This window comes from Candidatus Cloacimonas sp. (assembly GCA_035403355.1).
GTDB lineage: Bacteria > Cloacimonadota > Cloacimonadia > Cloacimonadales > Cloacimonadaceae > Cloacimonas.
In genome coordinates this window covers 115,071-133,116 of the sequence record DAONFA010000003.1, presented here as the reverse complement: position 1 = coordinate 133,116, position 18,046 = coordinate 115,071, and the positions used below count along the sequence as shown (strand labels likewise).

Below are 18,046 nucleotides of genomic sequence, written 5' to 3'. Positions count from 1 at the left end.
ATGACACTAGAAACAACTGTGGTTAATGAAAAATCTTATAAAAAATTTCTATATTAATTCAGTGATAGAGGATAGGAAAAAAATTCCTTTTATAACTTTGTATTTAGCACGGATAGAGAAAGAAAAGGTTATTTATGAATTAATTGAAGCTTTTAAATTAATCAAAAGAAATTATAATGATGTTTATCTAATAATCGCAGGAGATGGTTCACAAATAAAGGCTATTAATAATATAATAAATAATGATGATAGAATAAAAATGGTTGGATATGTTACTGGGGGAATAAAGACTGATATATATAAAAAAAGTTCTATTTATGTTTTACCTTCATATACCGAATGTATGCCTCTTTCTGTATTAGAGGCTATGGCTTTTGGATTACCAATTATTTGTTCAGAGATAGGTGGTTTATCAGATATTATCAGGGACAAAGAAAATGGTATTTTAGTTAGATGTAAAGATATTAATAGTTTGTACTTAGCTATCGAGAATTTATATTTAAATATATCTTATATTAATTTTAATAAAGCTACTTATTTTTATTCAAAACAAGTCGTATCAAGACTAGAAGCAATTTATAAAAAAAACATATATAATTATTCATTATAAAATTATGTATATTAATGAACAAATTAATATAATAGAAGATTTAAACAAATTACTTTACTGGATTGATTCCGAAGGATATAAAGGTTATGATCCCTATGATACATTAAATGCACCAATTTTTTCTTATGTAAAGTCTATTTATATCAAATATATCGCACTTCAAATCAATAAATATCTTCCAATTAATATTAGACCTCTTATCGGATTAAAAAAAGATTATTCACCTAAGGGTATAGCACTTTTTTTAAATGCTTATTCTAAGTTAATGCGGATTCCAGAGTTATCATCTATTTATGGTTTATTGAATAGAGGGATAGAGAAACAATTATTCTGGATTAAAAATAATAAAATTAATTTAAATGATACAATTTGTTGGGCTATGAATTTTCCTTTATCAAATATTCAAGAAGAAAGATCAAAAAATGATCCTTCTTCAGTTCTAAATTGCTTTATGGGAGAAGCTTTATATGAATATTATATAAACACAAAAGATCCTGAGATTTTAAATTTATTAATAGGGATTAGTAATTTTTTGAATAATAAAATACCAGTAACCAAAACTAATTATGGTCTGTGTTATAGTTATACTCAACATAGAAAAGATATTGTTTTTAATGCAAATATGCATGTTGCCGAATTTTATTCTAAATTATATAAACTAACAGATAATGAAGAATATAAATATATCGCAAAAAAATGTGTTAATTTTACCATAAAAAATCAGAAATCTGATGGGCGCTGGGAATATAGTATTTCTGAGAATGGTCAGGAAAGACATCAATATGATTTTCATCAGGGATTTATTCTTTGTTCTTTATATGATTATATGATTTTATGCAATGACCATAGAGATGAAGTTATAGGAGCTTTACAAAAAGGATATATTTTTTATAAGAGTTTATTCTATCGAGGTAAATCTTATTGGCGTTATCCAAAGAAATATCCTATAGATATTCATAATCAAGCAATGGGAATTATTTGTTTTTCTAAATTATCTAATATTTTTAATGATTCTTTAAAGCAAGCCGAAGAAATTTTCATTTGGACTATTAATAATATGCAAGATAAAAAGGGTTTTTTCTATACACATTCTTATCCTTTAATTAAGAATAAAATTCCTTATATTAGATGGGGACAAGCCTGGATGTGTTTAGCTTTTGCCGAATGTTTACAAAAAATGGAGGATTATAATGGAAAATTTTGAAATTGGAAGATATTTAGAAGAGTTTACAGTTGGTGAGATTATTTACCATTCAATGACTAAAACGATTTTTGAATCTGACAATAACCTTTTTTGTTTGTTAACGATGAATCTTCATCCTTTACATACTAATATAGTTTTTGCTCAGAAAAGCCAACATGGGAAAACTGTTGTTGTTGGAACACTCGTTTTTAGTCTTGTAGTAGGTTTTACAGTTCCTGATATTAGTGGTAAATCTATAGCAAATTTGGAATATGAAAAAATTGAGCATCTTTTTCCAGTATTTATTAATGATACAATACATGCTCAAACAGAAATTTTAGATATAAGAGAATCAAAATCAAAGCCCGATAGAGGCATTATTTATGTTGAAACTACAGCTTTTAATCAAGATAATATAGCTGTGCTAAAATTTAGAAGAAGGGTGCTAGTACCTAAAAGGAGAAAATAAATGGATAAAATTTTAATGCGAAGTTTGATGTTCGTTCCAGGCCATAATGAAAAATTACTTGCTAGTGCTGCAAAATCTCAAGCAGACGTTTTATTATTAGATTTGGAAGATTCTGTTCAACCGAAATATAACAAAGCTTTAGCAAGGAAAACTATTCTAACTTGGGTATCAGAGGGTAGATTTAAAAATTATCATATCTTTCCAAGGATTAACGATAGAGAAAGTGGATTTTTACTTCAAGATTTATATTCATTAACTATAGATGGGATAGATGGTTTTATGTATCCGAAAGCAAAGAAAGGGGAAGATATATATTTTTTTGATAAACTATTAGAAACTATAGAATATGAAAAGAAATTACCTATTGGAACTTTTAAAATTATTCCCTTAATAGAAACATCCGGTGCAGTATTAAATGCCCAAGATATCTGTCAGGCGTCTAGTAGGGTGATTGCAATTTCATTTGGTTGCGAAGATTTTGTAAGTGATTTGGAAGGTCTTCACGATAAGGATGGTCAAAGTATATATGTTCCTCGTGCACTTATAGCTCTTGCCGCAAGAGCGAATGGAATTATACCAATTGATACTGTTCATATAAATGTCCATGACTTAGAAGATTTAGAAAAAAATCTTATTCTTGCAAGGAATTTAGGTTTTGAAGGAATGCTTGTTTTACATCCTAAAGAAATTGAACTTGTACATAAATATTTTTCTCCTACTGAGGAAGAATATAAAAATGCTATAGAAATGCTAAAATTATTTGAAGAATCTCAGAAAGAAGATAAAGGTGTAGCAATTAAGGATGGGAAATTTATAGGTCCACCTCTTGTGATTGCTGCAAAAAAAGTTATAGAAAAATGGAATTTAATAAATAAGAACAACACTTATTTTTAGTTTAAGGAGGTTAAGAATGATGGAAAATATAAATTATTATGATTTATGTAGGGATTTTGACAAATTAGGTATAAAGAAGGGAGATAATTTAAATCTTAAAATTTCTTTAAAATCTATAGGTCATGTAGAAGGAGGAGCAAGCACAGTTGTTAATGCTTTATTAGATGTAATAGGAAGGGAAGGTACTATTGTTGCTGAATCTTTTGTTAATAGTTTTTATTTTCCCAGATTAATGGGGGAGAAAGCATTGGTTACACAAAAAACTACTTCCTATGCCGGCGCAATAGCAAATGAAATGTTAAAAAGGGCAGATAGTTATAGAAGCACTCATCCCATTCAAAAGTTTGTAGCCATAGGTAAATATGCTAAATATTTAACTGAAAGACATACTCCTGATTCTATGCCATATAATGTACTGAAGGAATTGGCAGAATTAAATGGAAAAAATCTAAGGGTAGGGGGATTGAATAAAGTTGTAGGTGTTGGTACTACACATGTAGCAATAACTAGTTTAAGATTAAGACAAAGAAGAATAAAATCTGGGGTAAAATATATAGATGAAAAAGGAAAGGAAAAAGTTTTTATGTTAAATTGGGCTGGTGGTTGTGCTAAGGGGTTTAATAACCTTATGAATATATATAAAGAAAATGGTTGTATAGTTTCTGAGGGTATTGTAGGCGAAGCCCAAAGTTTGATTACTGATATGAAAAGAACTTTGGAATATGAAATTGAATTATTTTCTAAAAATCATAAAGCTTTTTTTTGTAATGATCCATGTTGTGTAGATTGCAGAATAAGCTGGGATTTTTCGGAAAAGAAATTACTAAAATTTATTAGTAATTGTATAAAAGAGAAGAAGTATAAAAATATTATTAAGTTAATAGGTTTATATTTATACTCTGCCAAATTTCCAAAATGAACGATGCTTAAAATTGCCTTAACTCATGATGTAGATAGAATTAGGAAAACTTATCAATATCTTACGAGGTCTTTCAGATATCTAAGAAAATGGGACTTTAAAAATATCTATAAAGAGTTTTTATCAATTCCTAAATTTGACGATGTCTATTGGAATTTTGAAGATATTATGGAAATTGAAGATTCGCTGAACATTAGGTCAACATTTTTCTTTTTAAATGAGTCTATTCCTATTGATATTTTGCATCCTTCAAACTGGAAACTTTCTTTTGGTAGATATATGATTACTGAAAAAAAAGTCAGAGATATAATATATACCTTAGATAAGAACGGGTGGGAAATTGGATTACATAGTTCATATAATTCTTATTCAGAACCAAAACTTATTAAAGAAGAAAAGATTCTTTTAGAATATATATCAGGATGTAATATATTAGGAGTAAGGCAACATTATCTTAATTTAAATGACAAAACATGGGATATTCAAAAAAAGGCAGGTTTTAAATACGATTCCAGCTTTGGTTACACCAAAAAGATAGGATACAAAGATGAAAAAATATCTCCTTTTAGACCTTTTAATGATGATTTTATAGTTTTCCCCTTATGTATTATGGATTCTTGCTTTATGGACGACAACAATAGGAATACAGAAATTAGAGATATAATAGAAAAAACTGAAATTAAAGATGCAATTTTAGTTTTAAATTGGCATAGTAATAACTTTTCTGAAAGAGATTATCCATATTATAAATCCACTTACATTAATCTAATAAACTTATTTAAATCTAATGGAGCAATATTTAAGACTTTAGGTGAGTATTGGCGCGATTTAAATATCAAAGAGTAATTTTATATTTATAATATAAATAATCGTTATCATTATATATTTCTTCTATTAGACATTATTCTCGTTGTTTTAGCCTTTCTTGTAGTGTCCAATACCAAAAGAACAGAAAAAAAAACTTATCTTTAACCCAAAAAGCAATTGCTGCTTTAAATATAGAAGATGTTGAATTAAAACTCGTATATAATGTTCCTCATAAAGAAATGCCATTATATTTTAATGGATCTGATTTATTATTATCTACATCTCTCTGTGAGGGCTCTCCCAATGTTATTAAGGTAGCAATAGCTTGTAATTGTCCCATTGTATCAACAAATGTAGGTGATGTTAGATGGTTGTTGGATGATGTAGAGGGGTGCTTTATTACTACTAATGATCCCAGGGATGTTGCTGATAAAATAAATAAAGCACTTAATTTTAAAAGTAAAACAAAGGGTAGAGACAAGCTTTTTAGATTAGGTTTTGATTCAGAACATATTGCGAAGAAAATAATTAAAGTTTATGAAGAGTTAATTTATAGTACTCTAAGGGGAAACAGTTTATAAATGATAGGGTAAGGATATCTTATGCAAAAGCCATATTATATCTGTGTTGATTTCAATTTTATAACTACTTGTTACTTAGCTGATTATCTAATAATCCTCTAACTACAATCTAGCACATCTCTAATTTCGTTAGAGAAGTGCTAAAGAAATGTAACAGGATTATAAAAGAATGCTCCTACTTAAATAATATGCTCTACGGTGGGAATATCTTAAAAAGTGATACAAAATGCTAAAAATAGATGAAACAAGGCTAGTAGTAGAAAGAGGAAAAGAATGATAGAGGTTTATTGTCCTGAATCTTACATCATATTCCAAAATAAAATCATCCAAGGAAATTATACACAATCTTTCCGATAGACCTATCTAATTGCGAGTATAGAAGTTATGCAATGGAAACTGCTTACAAACAAAGATATATCAAGGGAACAATGCTTGTCCTATGTTGATAAACATCCTTATGGGACAATTTTTCATACTCCCTATATGTTTGAGGTTTATTGGGAAACTCCTAATTATGAGCCCTTTGCTTATTATGCAGTTGATGAAGAAAAGCAAATTAAAGCAATGCTTTCCGGATCCATTGAAACAGTAAAACCTGGGTTTTTATCAAGTTTGAGTAAAAGAGCCGTAATGATGCAAGCGCCAATTTTTGATGAAATAGATGCTCTTGATTTTCTTCTATCAGAATACTCAAAGATAATGAAATATAAGGTGGTTTATTCTGCGATTAGGTATCATTATAACCCTACAGGTATGTCCCAAGCTATAATCAAAAAAACGGTTTTAGCTATGAAGATAAATATAATATTATTGATGAATTATTGATAGTGTTTACTTTACTATTAGTGGAGATATGTAAGATTTCTTCAAAAATAGCAAATGAGAAAGGACCCAATAGAGTACATATTGCATTGCAATAAAAAGGGTAGTATACAAAATAGAGGATAATATTTATACTTTTAAAGGGAGGTATATTTTTCTAAATGATGAAACAATTAAATATATCTGATAATCATTGTAATGTAACTCCCCCCAAGGGAGCTATAATTCTAGGTGGACATATACAAGCTTATGGAATTATTCGTCAATTAGGTGAGATAGGTATAATGTCCATTGTAATAGATTATGTCCATTTTAACATTGCAAAATATTCTAAATATTGTCAATCATCTTATGTGGTTCCTTATAATTCAATTCTTAGCTATTTATTAAACCTTGCTAAAGATGAAAAATATTACAAATGGCTAATTATACCAACAGATGATTATTATGTACGTATAATTAGTAAAAATTATGCTAATTTAATCCAATATTTTAATCTATTGACTGACAGATGGGAAATAGTATCGGTTTTTTTTAATAAATGTAAGACATACCCCTGGGTTGATAAACTTGGTATTCCTATTCCTAAAACTTATTATCCAAAATCGCTTGAAGAAGTAGAAAGTTTGCATTCTCTAATTATGTTTCCCTGTATAATAAAACCGGCAATCATGAAGGATTTTTACAATTTCTTTGGTTCTAAGGTTTTAGTATGTAATCAATACGATGAATTAAAAAATAAATATCAAAAAGCTATCAGACAAATAAAAGCTGAGGAATTAATGATTCAGGAGATTGTTCCGGGATCGAGTGAAAACCAATATTCCGTTGGCTTATTTAGTGTTGAAGGAAAGATTTATAATTATATTGTAGCTCGAAGAAAAAGACAACATCCCCCACTTTTTGGGAATGCCACTACCTATGCTGAAACTGTCAATATACCAATATTATTACAATATGCAATCCAGATTATTGATGAAATTAAATTTACTGGTGTTTGCGAAATAGAATTTAAGTATGATAAAAGATCAAATGAATATAAATTTTTGGAAGTAAATCCAAGATTCTGGAAATGGCATTTAATTACTCAAGTTGCAGGTGTTCCATTGCTTAAAAGTGTTATATCTTATTATTATACAGGTAAAGCTATTGAAAGTAAGGAATGTAATAAGGCATCGTGGCAGGATATTATAACTGATATACCTACTATTTTGAATTATAAATCTAAAGGATTATATGTTAAACCACAAAAATATAGGCGGATAAATGCCGTTGCTAATCTTAAGGATCCTAAGCCATTTTTTATGCAATTATTACATTTGCCTTATTTATATAAAACAAGAAGATAGAAATGGAGACGGCTTTGATATATATATTAATATGTTATATTGTTATGGCAAGCACCATTATGTATATATGCATTCGTCATATTACCCATATGAGAGTTAAGCTCTTTTTTATTGATAATCTTATTGTTGCTATTGTAGGGATATTAGTAGCTATAGTTTTATATGTATATCCGATTTGGGCTATAATAATATCGACAATCAGTTTGCCTATTTTTGCATATTTGGGAATTCAAATAAGGTTTTGGAGGTCACCAAATAGAAAATTAATTGCTAAAGAAAATGAAATTGTCTCTCCTGCGGATGGCAATATTATATACATTAATAAAATCGACCAAGAACAGCAGTTCATCTCTATAAAGAATGGGAAAATATCTGAGTTAGAAGAAATCACTCAAACTAGTTTGATTAAAAAACCCTGTTGGCAAATAGGAATTAATATGACCCCCTTTGATGTTCATAAGAACTGTAGCCCTATAGAAGGTAGAATTGTTTTATCAAAACATATATCAGGTACATTTCATTCGTTAAAAGAATATATCTCTATAATTGAAAATGAAAGGCATACTTTTATTATATCTAACGATAAATACAAAGTAGGGGTTGTTCTAATTGCCTCCAGAAGGGTCAGAAGAATAGATTCTTATGTTCAAGAGGGTCAATATGTAAAACAAGGCCAATGGATAGGAATGATTAGATTTGGTAGTCAAGTGGATGTTTTTCTACCAATTGAAGCCAAAATTAATATAGATCTAAAACAACAAGTATATGCAAAAAAATCTATTATTGGGGTGATTGAATGAGAATATTAATAGATATTGATCATCCAGCTCATGTGCATTATTTCAAGAATCTCTATTCGGAATTGATACAGCATAAGCACATAGTATATGTAACTTGTAAATCAGTAAAAAGTATAACAGCATTATTAATTCATTATAAAATACCCTTCATTGAACTTGGAGATAAAGGAGACGGAATAACAGAAAAAATATTTAAGCATGTTAAGCATGTAAAAAAAGTAGCCAATTTAATAAGAAATAAGGATATTACATTAGCAATAGGAGTTTCTTTTATAGCTGTTCATTCATCAAAAATCACAAATTGTGAATCAGTTTTTTTTGACGATGATGATCAAGCTGTTCAACCCTTTACGGAAAAATATGTTACTCCTTTTGCAGATTGTATATTATCTCCTGATGTATTGAAGTATGAAAAGTTAAAAAATGTTATTTACTATCCAGGAACTCATGAGCTTGCTTATCTACATCCTAAAAGATTTACTCCCAATATAGAGGTCTTAACAAAATATGGTTTGTCTATAGATGATAAGTATTATATCTTAAGGTTTAATGCATTTAAAGCACATCATGATATTCACGAAGGGGGAATGAATTTAAACCAAAAACGGAAATTGATAAAATTATTAGAACAATATGGTAAAGTGTTTATTACTACTGAAAAGGAGATTGATCCTGAATTTGAACGATATAGAATTCCAATTGAACCTTATGAAATGCATAGTTTTCTTGCATATTCTCAGATGTTTGTATCTGATAGTCAAACAATGAGTTCAGAGGCAGCTGTATTAGGCGTTCCTTCTTTTAGATGTAATACATTTGCAGGAAGAATATCTCTTCTTGAAGAAGAAGAGAAAAGATATGGATTAACCTATGGTTTTTTACCAAGGCAATTTGATTGGATGTTAGAGGCAATAGAAATAGTCCTGAAAGATCCTGATTCAAAAGCTAAATGGAGCATAAAAAGGAATAGAATGTTAGAGGATAAAATTGATGTAACTGCTTTTTGGGTTTGGTTTATTGAGAACTATCCTGAATCTGTGAAAGAGGTTAAAGTAAAGGATTTTGATTTTGGAAGATTCAAATAATTTAACCACTAAGAACACAGAGGACACAGAGGACACTTAATGCACTGAGGACACGGAAGCTACGGAAAGCACTGAGAAAATAAAAGTTAGAGAAGATTATGGAGATAAAAGGAAAGATGAAGGCGAAAAGAAAAATTAAAAGTTACTTATATGCCATTAGTTTTAAGCTGAAATAAATAGATAATTCAATAGAGATTAAGGAAAAGTTATGTTTAAGGATAAAGTAATTATTATTACAGGCGGAACCGGTTCTTTCGGGAATGCTGTTTTGCAGAGATTTTTGAATACCGATGTGAAAGAGATTCGCATTTTCAGTCGGGACGAAAAAAAACAGGACGATATGCGAAAATTGTATAATAACCCCAAAATCAAATTTCATATTGGGGATGTAAGGGATTATGACAGTGTGGCTAATGCTATGGTGGGTGTGGATTATGTTTTTCATGCTGCGGCATTAAAACAGGTACCTTCCTGTGAGTTCTTTCCGGTTCAGGCGGTTAAAACCAATGTTTTGGGTGCAGAAAATGTAATCAGAGCTGCCATTGCCAATAATGCAAAAAAGTTAATAGTTCTTTCTACAGATAAAGCTGTTTATCCTATAAATGCTATGGGAATGTCTAAAGCATTGATGGAAAAGGTGATGATTGCTTATTCCAGACAGCAACCGGAAAATGGAACAGTTCTATGCGGAACAAGGTATGGAAATGTGATGGCTTCCAGAGGTTCTGTTATACCACTATTTGTTGACCAAATAAAAGCAGGAAAACCGATTACTATTACAGACCCGGAAATGACCCGTTATTTAATGTCCTTGGAAGAAGCGGTTGAACTTGTTATTTATGCATATCAAAATGGAGTGCAGGGTGATATCTTTGTGCAAAAATCACCTGCCTCTACAATTAAAGATCTGGCTCAGGCACTTATAGAACTTTTTGAAGCAAAAACAGAGATAAAGATAATTGGCACCAGGCATGGGGAAAAGAAACATGAGACATTAGTGAATAGAGAAGAAATGGCAAAAGCTATTGACTTGCCAGGTTATTATAGGATACCTGCCGATATTAGAGATCTGAATTATGATAAATATTTTAGCAATGGGGAAGCCAAGGTGGTAGAAGTGGGGGAATATACATCGGAAAATACCTATCGGCTGAATGTGGAAGAGGTGAAAGAGAAATTGCTGACCCTGAAATATATACAGGAAGAGCTTAGAAACCACTGAGGACACTGAGAGCACTGAAGGCACTGAGGACACTGAAGTGAAGAGATTAAAGAGAGAATAAGATATGGTTAATGAGATTTACGAAAAGGAATTAAGTTATAAGATTATTGGTTGTGCTATACAGGTACATAAAGTCCTTGGTTCTGGTTATATGGAAAAACTATATGAAAGAGCTTTATTAGTTGAATTAGCGGAAAATGGTTTAAAAGTTGAATCTCAGGTGCCAGTACAAGTTCATTATAAGAATATATTAATTGGTGACTATAAGATGGATATGATAGTTGAAAATAAAGTTATACTTGAATTGAAAGCTTGTTCAAAGATTATTCCAGTTCATGAAGCTCAATTGATTCAATATCTATATGCTTCAGGTATTAAAATCGGTTATGTTATTAATTTTGGCAGTTCAGGTAAACTAGAATATGTACGCAAAGTTGTATAAGTTCTCTGTGCTCTCAGTGTCCTCAGTGTCCTCAGTGTTCTCAGTGCTCTCAGTGGTGACAATATGTTGAAAGTTGGGATAACTGGTCAAGCAGGGTTCATTGGTACCCATTTATACAACACTCTCAGCTTGCATCCGGATAAATATATCAGAATTCCCTTTCAGGATGAATATTTTCAATCAGACGAAGCACTGGATGCCTTTGTTAACAAGTGTGATGTGATAATCCATCTGGCAGCAATGAATAGGCATAATGATCCTGATGTGCTATATAAAACAAATATAGAATTGGTGCAGAAACTAATTGATGCAATGGAACGGACTAATAGCAAACCTTATGTAATTATGAGTTCATCGCTTCAGGAAGAACTGGATAATTTATATGGACGCTCTAAAAGAGAGGGCAGAGAATTATTTAATCAATGGGCAGAAAGAAACAATGCAAAATTTACCGGTTTAATTATTCCTAATGTGTTTGGACCTTTTGGGAAGCCATTCTATAATTCGGTGATTTCTACATTTTCTTATCAAATATGTAATAAGCAAGAACCCAAGATTGAAGTGGATAATGAACTTAAATTGATCTATGTGGGAGATTTGGTGAAGGTGATTCTTGATTTGTTTCCCGCAGATTATGCAAACACTGAAAACACTGAGGACACTGAAAACACTGAGGACACTGAGGACACTGAGGACACTGAGGGCACTGAGAATGTAACCACTGAGAGCACTGAGGACACTGAGAGCACTGAGAGCACTGAGAACACTGATAACACTGATAACACGAAGAAATGGGTACTACCAAGAGTTTTGGAAGTTGAATATAGGGCAAAGTATAAGGTTTCAGAATTATTGGATAAACTAAAGGCCTATTATGAGACCTATGTTGTGAAGTGGATTTTTCCTGATTTGACCGATTGGTTTGAAGTGTGCTTATTTAATACTTTCAGATCTTATTTACCTAAAGAGCATTTTCCGGTGAAATACCATAAACATTCAGATGATAGAGGTATCTATGTAGAAACAATGAAGTTTATGTCCACTGGGCAAGTTTCTTTTTCTACAACTCTTCCAGGAATTACAAGAGGCAATCATTTCCATACCAGAAAAGTAGAAAGATTTGCAGTGATACAAGGAAAAGCATCTATTAAATTGCGGAAATATGGAACCGACGAAATTATTGAATATATCCTAAATGGGGATGAACCTGCTTATGTAGATATGCCTATTTGGTATACACATAATATTACTAACATTGGGTATACGGAATTACTGACTATGTTCTGGATTAATGAATTCTATGATCCGGATGACCCTGATACTTACTATGAGCCGGTGTGATTTTTTCCCGCAGATTTCGCAGAGTTTGTTTCCCGCAGATTACGCTGATAAAAAACGCGGATTCCGCAGATTGGATTTAATAATAATTCAAACAAATACTATTTATGTGATTGAACTTAGTAATGGAAAAGATTAGATATAAGTGAAAATGAAATTGCCTACCAGATAAGAGGTGCTATTTATGATATGTATAATAAACTGGGTCCGATTTTTTTGAATCTGTCTATAAGAATGCATTAAGCTATAAAATTAAAAAAATGGAGATTAGAGGTTAAATCTCAGGTTTCTATTAATATTATTTATTAATGAATTGATATGAGTGCTGCCTTTTAAATGGATTTACTAGTTGAAGAGAAAGTGATTATAGAATCAAAAACTGTTGACAATTTTGCTCCTGTTCATCACAAACAGCTTTTAACCTATTTAAAACTAATTAATTTAAAACTTTGTATCCTTGTTAATTTTAAAACTTCGGACATCAACAGAAGCATTATCTATAAAGTAAATGGACTTAATGATTCCTTATGATAAATTATAAAAATATAATCTGCGTAATCCGCGTTTTTATCTGCGAAATCTGCGTGAAATAAATTATGCTTAAAGTGATCACAGTTGTTGGCACAAGGCCTGAAATAATCCGGTTATCCTGTGTAATTCCTTTACTGGATAAATACACCAACCATATCTTAGTGCACACGGGTCAAAATTATGATTATGAACTGAATCAGATTTTCTTTGAGGATTTAGAGCTTCGGCAACCTGAATATTATCTTAATGTGAATACAACCAGTTTGGGAACTGTTTTAGGTGAAACGCTGATTAAAATTGAAGAAATTCTGGATAAGGAAAAACCGGATGCAATGGTTATTCTTGGAGACACTAATGCTTCTATATCTGCTATTATGGCTAAACGAAAACATATTCCCATCTATCATTTGGAAGCAGGTAATAGAAGTTTTGATAACAATGTGCCGGAAGAAATCAACCGGAGAATGATTGATCATATAGCGGATTTCAATTTGGTCTATACCGAGAATTCAAGAAGACATCTTTTATCTGAAGGGCTAACTCATAGAAGAATTTATTTAACTGGTTCTCCTATGTTTGAGGTCTTACAACATTATTTACCTAAAATTAAACGATCAAATATTTTAGAAACCTTAAAACTGGAACCCCAAAAATATTTTCTCATCTCTGTCCATAGAGAGGAAAATGTAGATTATCCTGATAATTTGAAGAAAATAAGCATTGTCCTAAATACTCTTGCAGAGCAATATAATTATCCAGTAATTGTTAGCACCCATCCCAGAACCCGTAAACGGTTAGAAAATTTAGCTGGTTTCAAATTTAATTCCTTAATCCAATTTCTAAAGCCATTCAGTTTTACTGACTATAACTACTTGCAAATTAACTCTACCTGTGTTATTTCCGATAGTGGAACGATTAGTGAAGAAAGTGCAATCCTTAAATTTCCTGCAATAACAATCAGGAATTCAATGGAACGTCCAGAAGCAATAGATGCCGGGACGATAATTTTATCCGGTTTTGATCCTGAAATAGTACTTGATGCAATTAGAGTTGCTATAGAAGAAGGTGCAAATTACACAAAAATATGCCCGGAATATGAGATTGATAACTTTTCTATGCGAGTTTTAAAAATAATTTTGGGAACCGCAAAATTGCATAAGCAGTGGAGTGGGTTATATTAAATGCAACCACTGAGAACACAGAGGACACAGAGAACACTGAGAATGCAACCACTGAGGGCACAGAGAACACTGAGGACACTGAGAAAAAGATAGGATTATGATAGAAGAACGAAACATAATGAAGAGCATAAAATGGTTATTTTGGGGATGGTTGATAGTGGTTTTGGTGATAAATGTTGTGCCTTTGGGCAATGAATTAAATAGGGATCTAACAGCTAAAAGGTTTATTTTTCGGCTGGATTATGTAGTGCATTCCTTAACATTTTTGGCTTTTGCATGGATATGGGTATTCGGGAAGATAAAGAATGTTCGTTGGTATAAGAGTTATGAGGTTTTGAAGTTTTGTGGGATTGTATTTGTTTCAGCTATTGGGGTTGAATTGCTACAGATAATAATACCTTATAGGACATTTAATCCGATGGATATGATGGCTAACCTCTTTGGTGCTATATTATGTATATTGTTTATTCTTATTAGCCACCGAGAGCACCGAAGATACCGAAAAGAGATTATAGCCACCGAGAACACTGAAGACACCGAAAAAATATAACCACTGAGAACACTGAGGGCACTGAGAAAGTCATATAATTTTCAAAGAAAGGCAGGAGAAGGTAAAAAGTTATGATATATGAGAAAGAGCTGAGTGATAGAATTATTGGTTGTGCAATTGCTGTTCACAAAGAGCTTGGTTCAGGATATTTGGAAAAACTATATGAACGAGCTTTATGTGTAGAATTTAAATATCAAGGTATTAGTTATGTTTCTCAAGTTCCTATACAAGTTTTTTATAGAGATCAGATTGTTGGAGATTATGTTGCTGATATTATTGTAGAAAGTAAAATTATACTGGAGCTTAAGGCGTGTAATATAATTCATTCCATGCATTCAGCACAAATAATAAATTATCTAAGTGCTACAGGGCTTAAAGTTGGATATATCTTAAACTTTGGCAATGAGGCAAAATTAGAATTCAAGAGAATTGTCCATTAAACTATTTTTCGGTAATTTCGGTGGCTTTATTTTGATTAGAGATTTTACAGTCAGAAAGTATAGCGAATTGTTAGATGCTTTTAAAGATGCGGGATATGAATTTAAGGCATTTAGAGATTTTTTAAAGCAGCCCCTTGATAGAGTTGTTATTCTAAGGCATGATGTAGATAAACTGCCATTAAACTCTCTTAATTTTGCAAAAATAGAAAAGGATAAAGGGCTAAATGCTTCTTATTTTTTCAGAAGTGTACCTGTTTCCTTCAAACCAAGTGTAATTAGAGCTATTCAACAGATGGGTCATGAAATTGGTTATCATTATGAGGTTATGGATCAAGCTAAAGGCGAGGTTAATAAGGCATTAGAGATATTTATTCAAAATCTGGATAAATTTAAAAAAGTGGCTAAGATTGAAACTATTTGTATGCATGGAAGCCCGATGTCTAAATATGATAATAGAGAACTGTGGAAGAAATTTCATTATTATGATTATGGAATCATAGGAGAGCCATATTTTGATATTGACTACTCTAAAGTTCTTTATTTAACTGATACTGGAAGAAGTTGGAATAGTGAAGAATCAAATATTAGAGATAAGGTGGTAAGTCCTTTTCACTATGAAATAAAAAATTCTGATCAGCTTATAGAACTGATCCTTAAAAAGGAATTGCCAAACCAGATAATGCTTAACACGCATCCACAAAGATGGAATGATGATTTTATGAAATGGGGGAAAGAATTGGTGTGGCAAAATGTTAAGAACCAGGTAAAAAGATTGGTCTCTCACAGATTACACAGATGATAACTCTCACAGATTACACAGATTTCACAGATTAAGTACTATAATGAAAATAAGATTTTGTTTTATTGCCTTAATTTCTTTAGTTGCTATATTATTATGTAGCTGTGATAGTAATACTAAGATACAAAAGGGTGTTATTTCCGGGGTTATCATTTTAGATGGTCAAACAGATTATTCTGGAATTACGGTTATGTTATATTCTACTGATATAGTTCCGGAAAAATTAAAAGAAATAAATAAGCAATATCCTCAGCTTGCTTTTCCACTTAAGGATAAGCATATATTTGATCATAGAGAAAGGACACCTTTATTTACGGTTGTTACTAATAATAATGGTTTTTTTAGCTTTCCGGAAGTTGTATATGGGAAATACATCATAACATATCTGAAAGAAGGTTGGGGATATAACTATCTTTTTGATATAGAATTAAATGCCCAGGAAATTTCGACGAATAACATTCAGAAAGCTGATCTTACCCTATATCCGGAAACAATAGTTCCAGCTACAATTGAGGGAAACTACAATTTTTTACAAAACCATTGTTATATTGTAGAAAATGATGTAACCGCGCTACCTACTTCAACTCTTAATTTTGCTCAAGATGCTAAAATCCTTATTGCACCGAGTAAAAAGATAACTATCTATGGGAATTGTTCCTTTCCCGAAGGGGATGATTTTGCTTATATAACTTCATATTCTGGAATTTATTCCTCAGCAGGTGCAGAGATTTTAAACGGGGAAGGAATTGTTTATTTGGGAACTACAGGAACAATCAATAATATTTGTATTACCAATCAAAATAATGGAATAAGCATTAGAAGCAATGAAACGACTTTGCATCATTTATTGGTGAGAGATTGTGTTTTTGGAATCACTTCTGTGCAGGTGAACAACTTGGAAATAAGCAATTCTATTATTATGGACAATAAATCTCAGGATGCGGTAGCTATTAGTAATTATACTGTTAACGGTTGTAATGTTCAAGATAATATCTTCTATAATAACTATATTTCCTTGAAACACGAGATAGTAAAAAACGCTGTCGTTAGTAATAATGCTTTTATCAGTGGTTCACGGGAGTTTATTAATTCCTGGGAATCAACTTGTGAATTCTCTCACAACCTGATAGATAATGTGGGTATAGGCATTGTAAATACAGGCCAATCCAATCTTAATATTTCATATAATTCCATTAAAGCAAATGTATGTATTCAAACCTACCATTCTCATCATTCATGGAACACAGTGAGTAATGGTTGGACTAAAGCAAATAACAACAATTTTTATGCTTCGCAATATGTTATGGAATCGGGGGCATCTTATATATATCCGGATGGTTTACCTTATCCATTGGATTTTAAGAATAATTTTTGGAATACTACATCAACTACAGAAATTGATGAATTGATAATTGATTTTAATGATCTTGGCTTAGAGCTTAATTATGGTGTAACTTCTATTGTAAACTATGTGCCATATAAAAATGGTCCTGTAGCGGGAGCAGGTATTCAATAGAATTTCACGCAGATTCCGCAGATGATGTCTCTCACAGATTACACAGATTTCACAGATAAGGGTTTGTAATGAGATTAAATGATATAACATACAAAGTGCGGGGTGCTGTTTTTGAGGTTTATAATATATTAGGTCCCGGTTTGTTAGAAAGTGCTTATGAAGCAGCTTTAGCTTTTGAATTTGTTAAGTTGGGTATGGAATATAAAACTCAAGTTCCAATTAATGTTCTTTATAAAGGGCAAGATTTAGGTTTGGGATATAGAATGGATATGCTTATTGAAGATATTCTTGTTTTAGAACTCAAATCAGTGGAAATATTAACAGATGCTCATAAGAAACAATTGCACACTTATCTGAAATTAGCAAATAAGCCCTTAGGTCTCTTGATCAACTTTAATACCACAAACTTAAGTAAAAACATTATTCGTATTGCAAATGGTGACATTTCTTCATTATTATAAATTTATATCTGTGTTATCAGTGGAATCTGTGAGAGCCGTGTAATCTG

22 protein-coding genes are annotated in these 18,046 nt (G+C 31.2%); all 22 read left to right on the top strand.

From position 1 onward, the window contains the following. Positions 1-25: 25 nt before the first annotated feature. Positions 26-610 carry a glycosyltransferase family 4 protein gene (locus PLE33_01915; protein HPS60005.1) on the top strand — a complete coding sequence of 195 codons (585 nt, stop codon included), beginning with the start codon at positions 26-28 and terminating at the stop codon, positions 608-610. 4 nt (positions 611-614) lie between these two features. Beyond that, positions 615-1,814 (top strand): hypothetical protein, encoded by a 1,200-nt coding sequence (locus tag PLE33_01910; GenBank protein HPS60004.1) that lies wholly within the window; start codon positions 615-617, stop codon positions 1,812-1,814. Next, positions 1,801-2,262, top strand: coding sequence for a MaoC family dehydratase (locus PLE33_01905; GenBank protein HPS60003.1), 462 nt, complete (start codon positions 1,801-1,803; stop codon positions 2,260-2,262). The genes PLE33_01910 and PLE33_01905 overlap by 14 nt, the downstream gene beginning before the upstream one ends. Beyond that, complete coding sequence (locus tag PLE33_01900; protein HPS60002.1) at positions 2,263-3,156, top strand: CoA ester lyase; 894 nt, start codon at positions 2,263-2,265, stop codon at positions 3,154-3,156. It abuts the gene before it with no gap. Positions 3,157-3,172: 16 nt separating this feature from the next. Beyond that, a complete protein-coding gene (locus PLE33_01895) occupies positions 3,173-4,075 on the top strand; it encodes an AAC(3) family N-acetyltransferase (protein HPS60001.1) in 903 nt (300 codons plus the stop codon). 3 nt (positions 4,076-4,078) lie between these two features. Then, positions 4,079-4,921 carry a polysaccharide deacetylase family protein gene (locus PLE33_01890; protein HPS60000.1) on the top strand — a complete coding sequence of 281 codons (843 nt, stop codon included), beginning with the start codon at positions 4,079-4,081 and terminating at the stop codon, positions 4,919-4,921. A 137-nt stretch (positions 4,922-5,058) separates the two neighbouring features. Further along, positions 5,059-5,463 (top strand): glycosyltransferase, encoded by a 405-nt coding sequence (locus PLE33_01885; GenBank protein ID HPS59999.1) that lies wholly within the window; start codon positions 5,059-5,061, stop codon positions 5,461-5,463. Positions 5,464-5,847: 384 nt separating this feature from the next. Beyond that, positions 5,848-6,288 (top strand): hypothetical protein, encoded by a 441-nt coding sequence (locus PLE33_01880; protein ID HPS59998.1) that lies wholly within the window; start codon positions 5,848-5,850, stop codon positions 6,286-6,288. A gap of 158 nt (positions 6,289-6,446) precedes the next feature. Then, complete coding sequence (locus tag PLE33_01875) at positions 6,447-7,634, top strand: ATP-grasp domain-containing protein (GenBank protein ID HPS59997.1); 1,188 nt, start codon at positions 6,447-6,449, stop codon at positions 7,632-7,634. Positions 7,635-7,648: 14 nt separating this feature from the next. Then, positions 7,649-8,434: a phosphatidylserine decarboxylase gene (locus tag PLE33_01870; GenBank protein HPS59996.1), complete on the top strand. Its 786-nt coding sequence runs from the start codon at positions 7,649-7,651 to the stop codon at positions 8,432-8,434. Then, positions 8,431-9,519, top strand: a complete 1,089-nt coding sequence (locus PLE33_01865) for a DUF354 domain-containing protein (GenBank protein ID HPS59995.1) — start codon at positions 8,431-8,433, stop codon at positions 9,517-9,519. The genes PLE33_01870 and PLE33_01865 overlap by 4 nt, the downstream gene beginning before the upstream one ends. 208 nt (positions 9,520-9,727) lie before the next feature. After that, the gene (locus PLE33_01860) at positions 9,728-10,741 is read left to right on the top strand and encodes a polysaccharide biosynthesis protein (protein ID HPS59994.1); all 1,014 of its coding nucleotides are present in this window, start codon (positions 9,728-9,730) and stop codon (positions 10,739-10,741) included. A gap of 64 nt (positions 10,742-10,805) precedes the next feature. Then, positions 10,806-11,183, top strand: a complete 378-nt coding sequence (locus tag PLE33_01855; GenBank protein ID HPS59993.1) for a GxxExxY protein — start codon at positions 10,806-10,808, stop codon at positions 11,181-11,183. Positions 11,184-11,246: 63 nt separating this feature from the next. After that, on the top strand, positions 11,247-12,524 hold the full coding sequence (locus PLE33_01850) for an NAD-dependent epimerase/dehydratase family protein (GenBank protein HPS59992.1): 1,278 nt from the start codon (positions 11,247-11,249) through the stop codon (positions 12,522-12,524). After that, a complete protein-coding gene (locus PLE33_01845) occupies positions 12,511-12,660 on the top strand; it encodes a hypothetical protein (protein HPS59991.1) in 150 nt (49 codons plus the stop codon). Before PLE33_01850 ends, PLE33_01845 begins: the two co-directional genes overlap by 14 nt. A gap of 197 nt (positions 12,661-12,857) precedes the next feature. Beyond that, positions 12,858-13,052 (top strand): GxxExxY protein, encoded by a 195-nt coding sequence (locus tag PLE33_01840; GenBank protein ID HPS59990.1) that lies wholly within the window; start codon positions 12,858-12,860, stop codon positions 13,050-13,052. Positions 13,053-13,117: 65 nt separating this feature from the next. Next, positions 13,118-14,233, top strand: coding sequence for a UDP-N-acetylglucosamine 2-epimerase (non-hydrolyzing) (gene wecB, locus PLE33_01835; GenBank protein ID HPS59989.1), 1,116 nt, complete (start codon positions 13,118-13,120; stop codon positions 14,231-14,233). Positions 14,234-14,351: 118 nt separating this feature from the next. Next, the gene (locus PLE33_01830; GenBank protein ID HPS59988.1) at positions 14,352-14,783 is read left to right on the top strand and encodes a VanZ family protein; all 432 of its coding nucleotides are present in this window, start codon (positions 14,352-14,354) and stop codon (positions 14,781-14,783) included. A 71-nt stretch (positions 14,784-14,854) separates the two neighbouring features. Then, the gene (locus PLE33_01825; GenBank protein HPS59987.1) at positions 14,855-15,223 is read left to right on the top strand and encodes a GxxExxY protein; all 369 of its coding nucleotides are present in this window, start codon (positions 14,855-14,857) and stop codon (positions 15,221-15,223) included. Next, on the top strand, positions 15,213-16,022 hold the full coding sequence (locus tag PLE33_01820) for a hypothetical protein (protein HPS59986.1): 810 nt from the start codon (positions 15,213-15,215) through the stop codon (positions 16,020-16,022). The genes PLE33_01825 and PLE33_01820 overlap by 11 nt, the downstream gene beginning before the upstream one ends. Positions 16,023-16,065: 43 nt before the next feature. After that, entirely contained in the window at positions 16,066-17,538 is a 1,473-nt protein-coding gene (locus PLE33_01815) for a hypothetical protein (protein ID HPS59985.1), read from the top strand. A 68-nt stretch (positions 17,539-17,606) separates the two neighbouring features. Further along, positions 17,607-17,999: a GxxExxY protein gene (locus PLE33_01810; GenBank protein HPS59984.1), complete on the top strand. Its 393-nt coding sequence runs from the start codon at positions 17,607-17,609 to the stop codon at positions 17,997-17,999. Positions 18,000-18,046 lie beyond the last annotated feature (47 nt).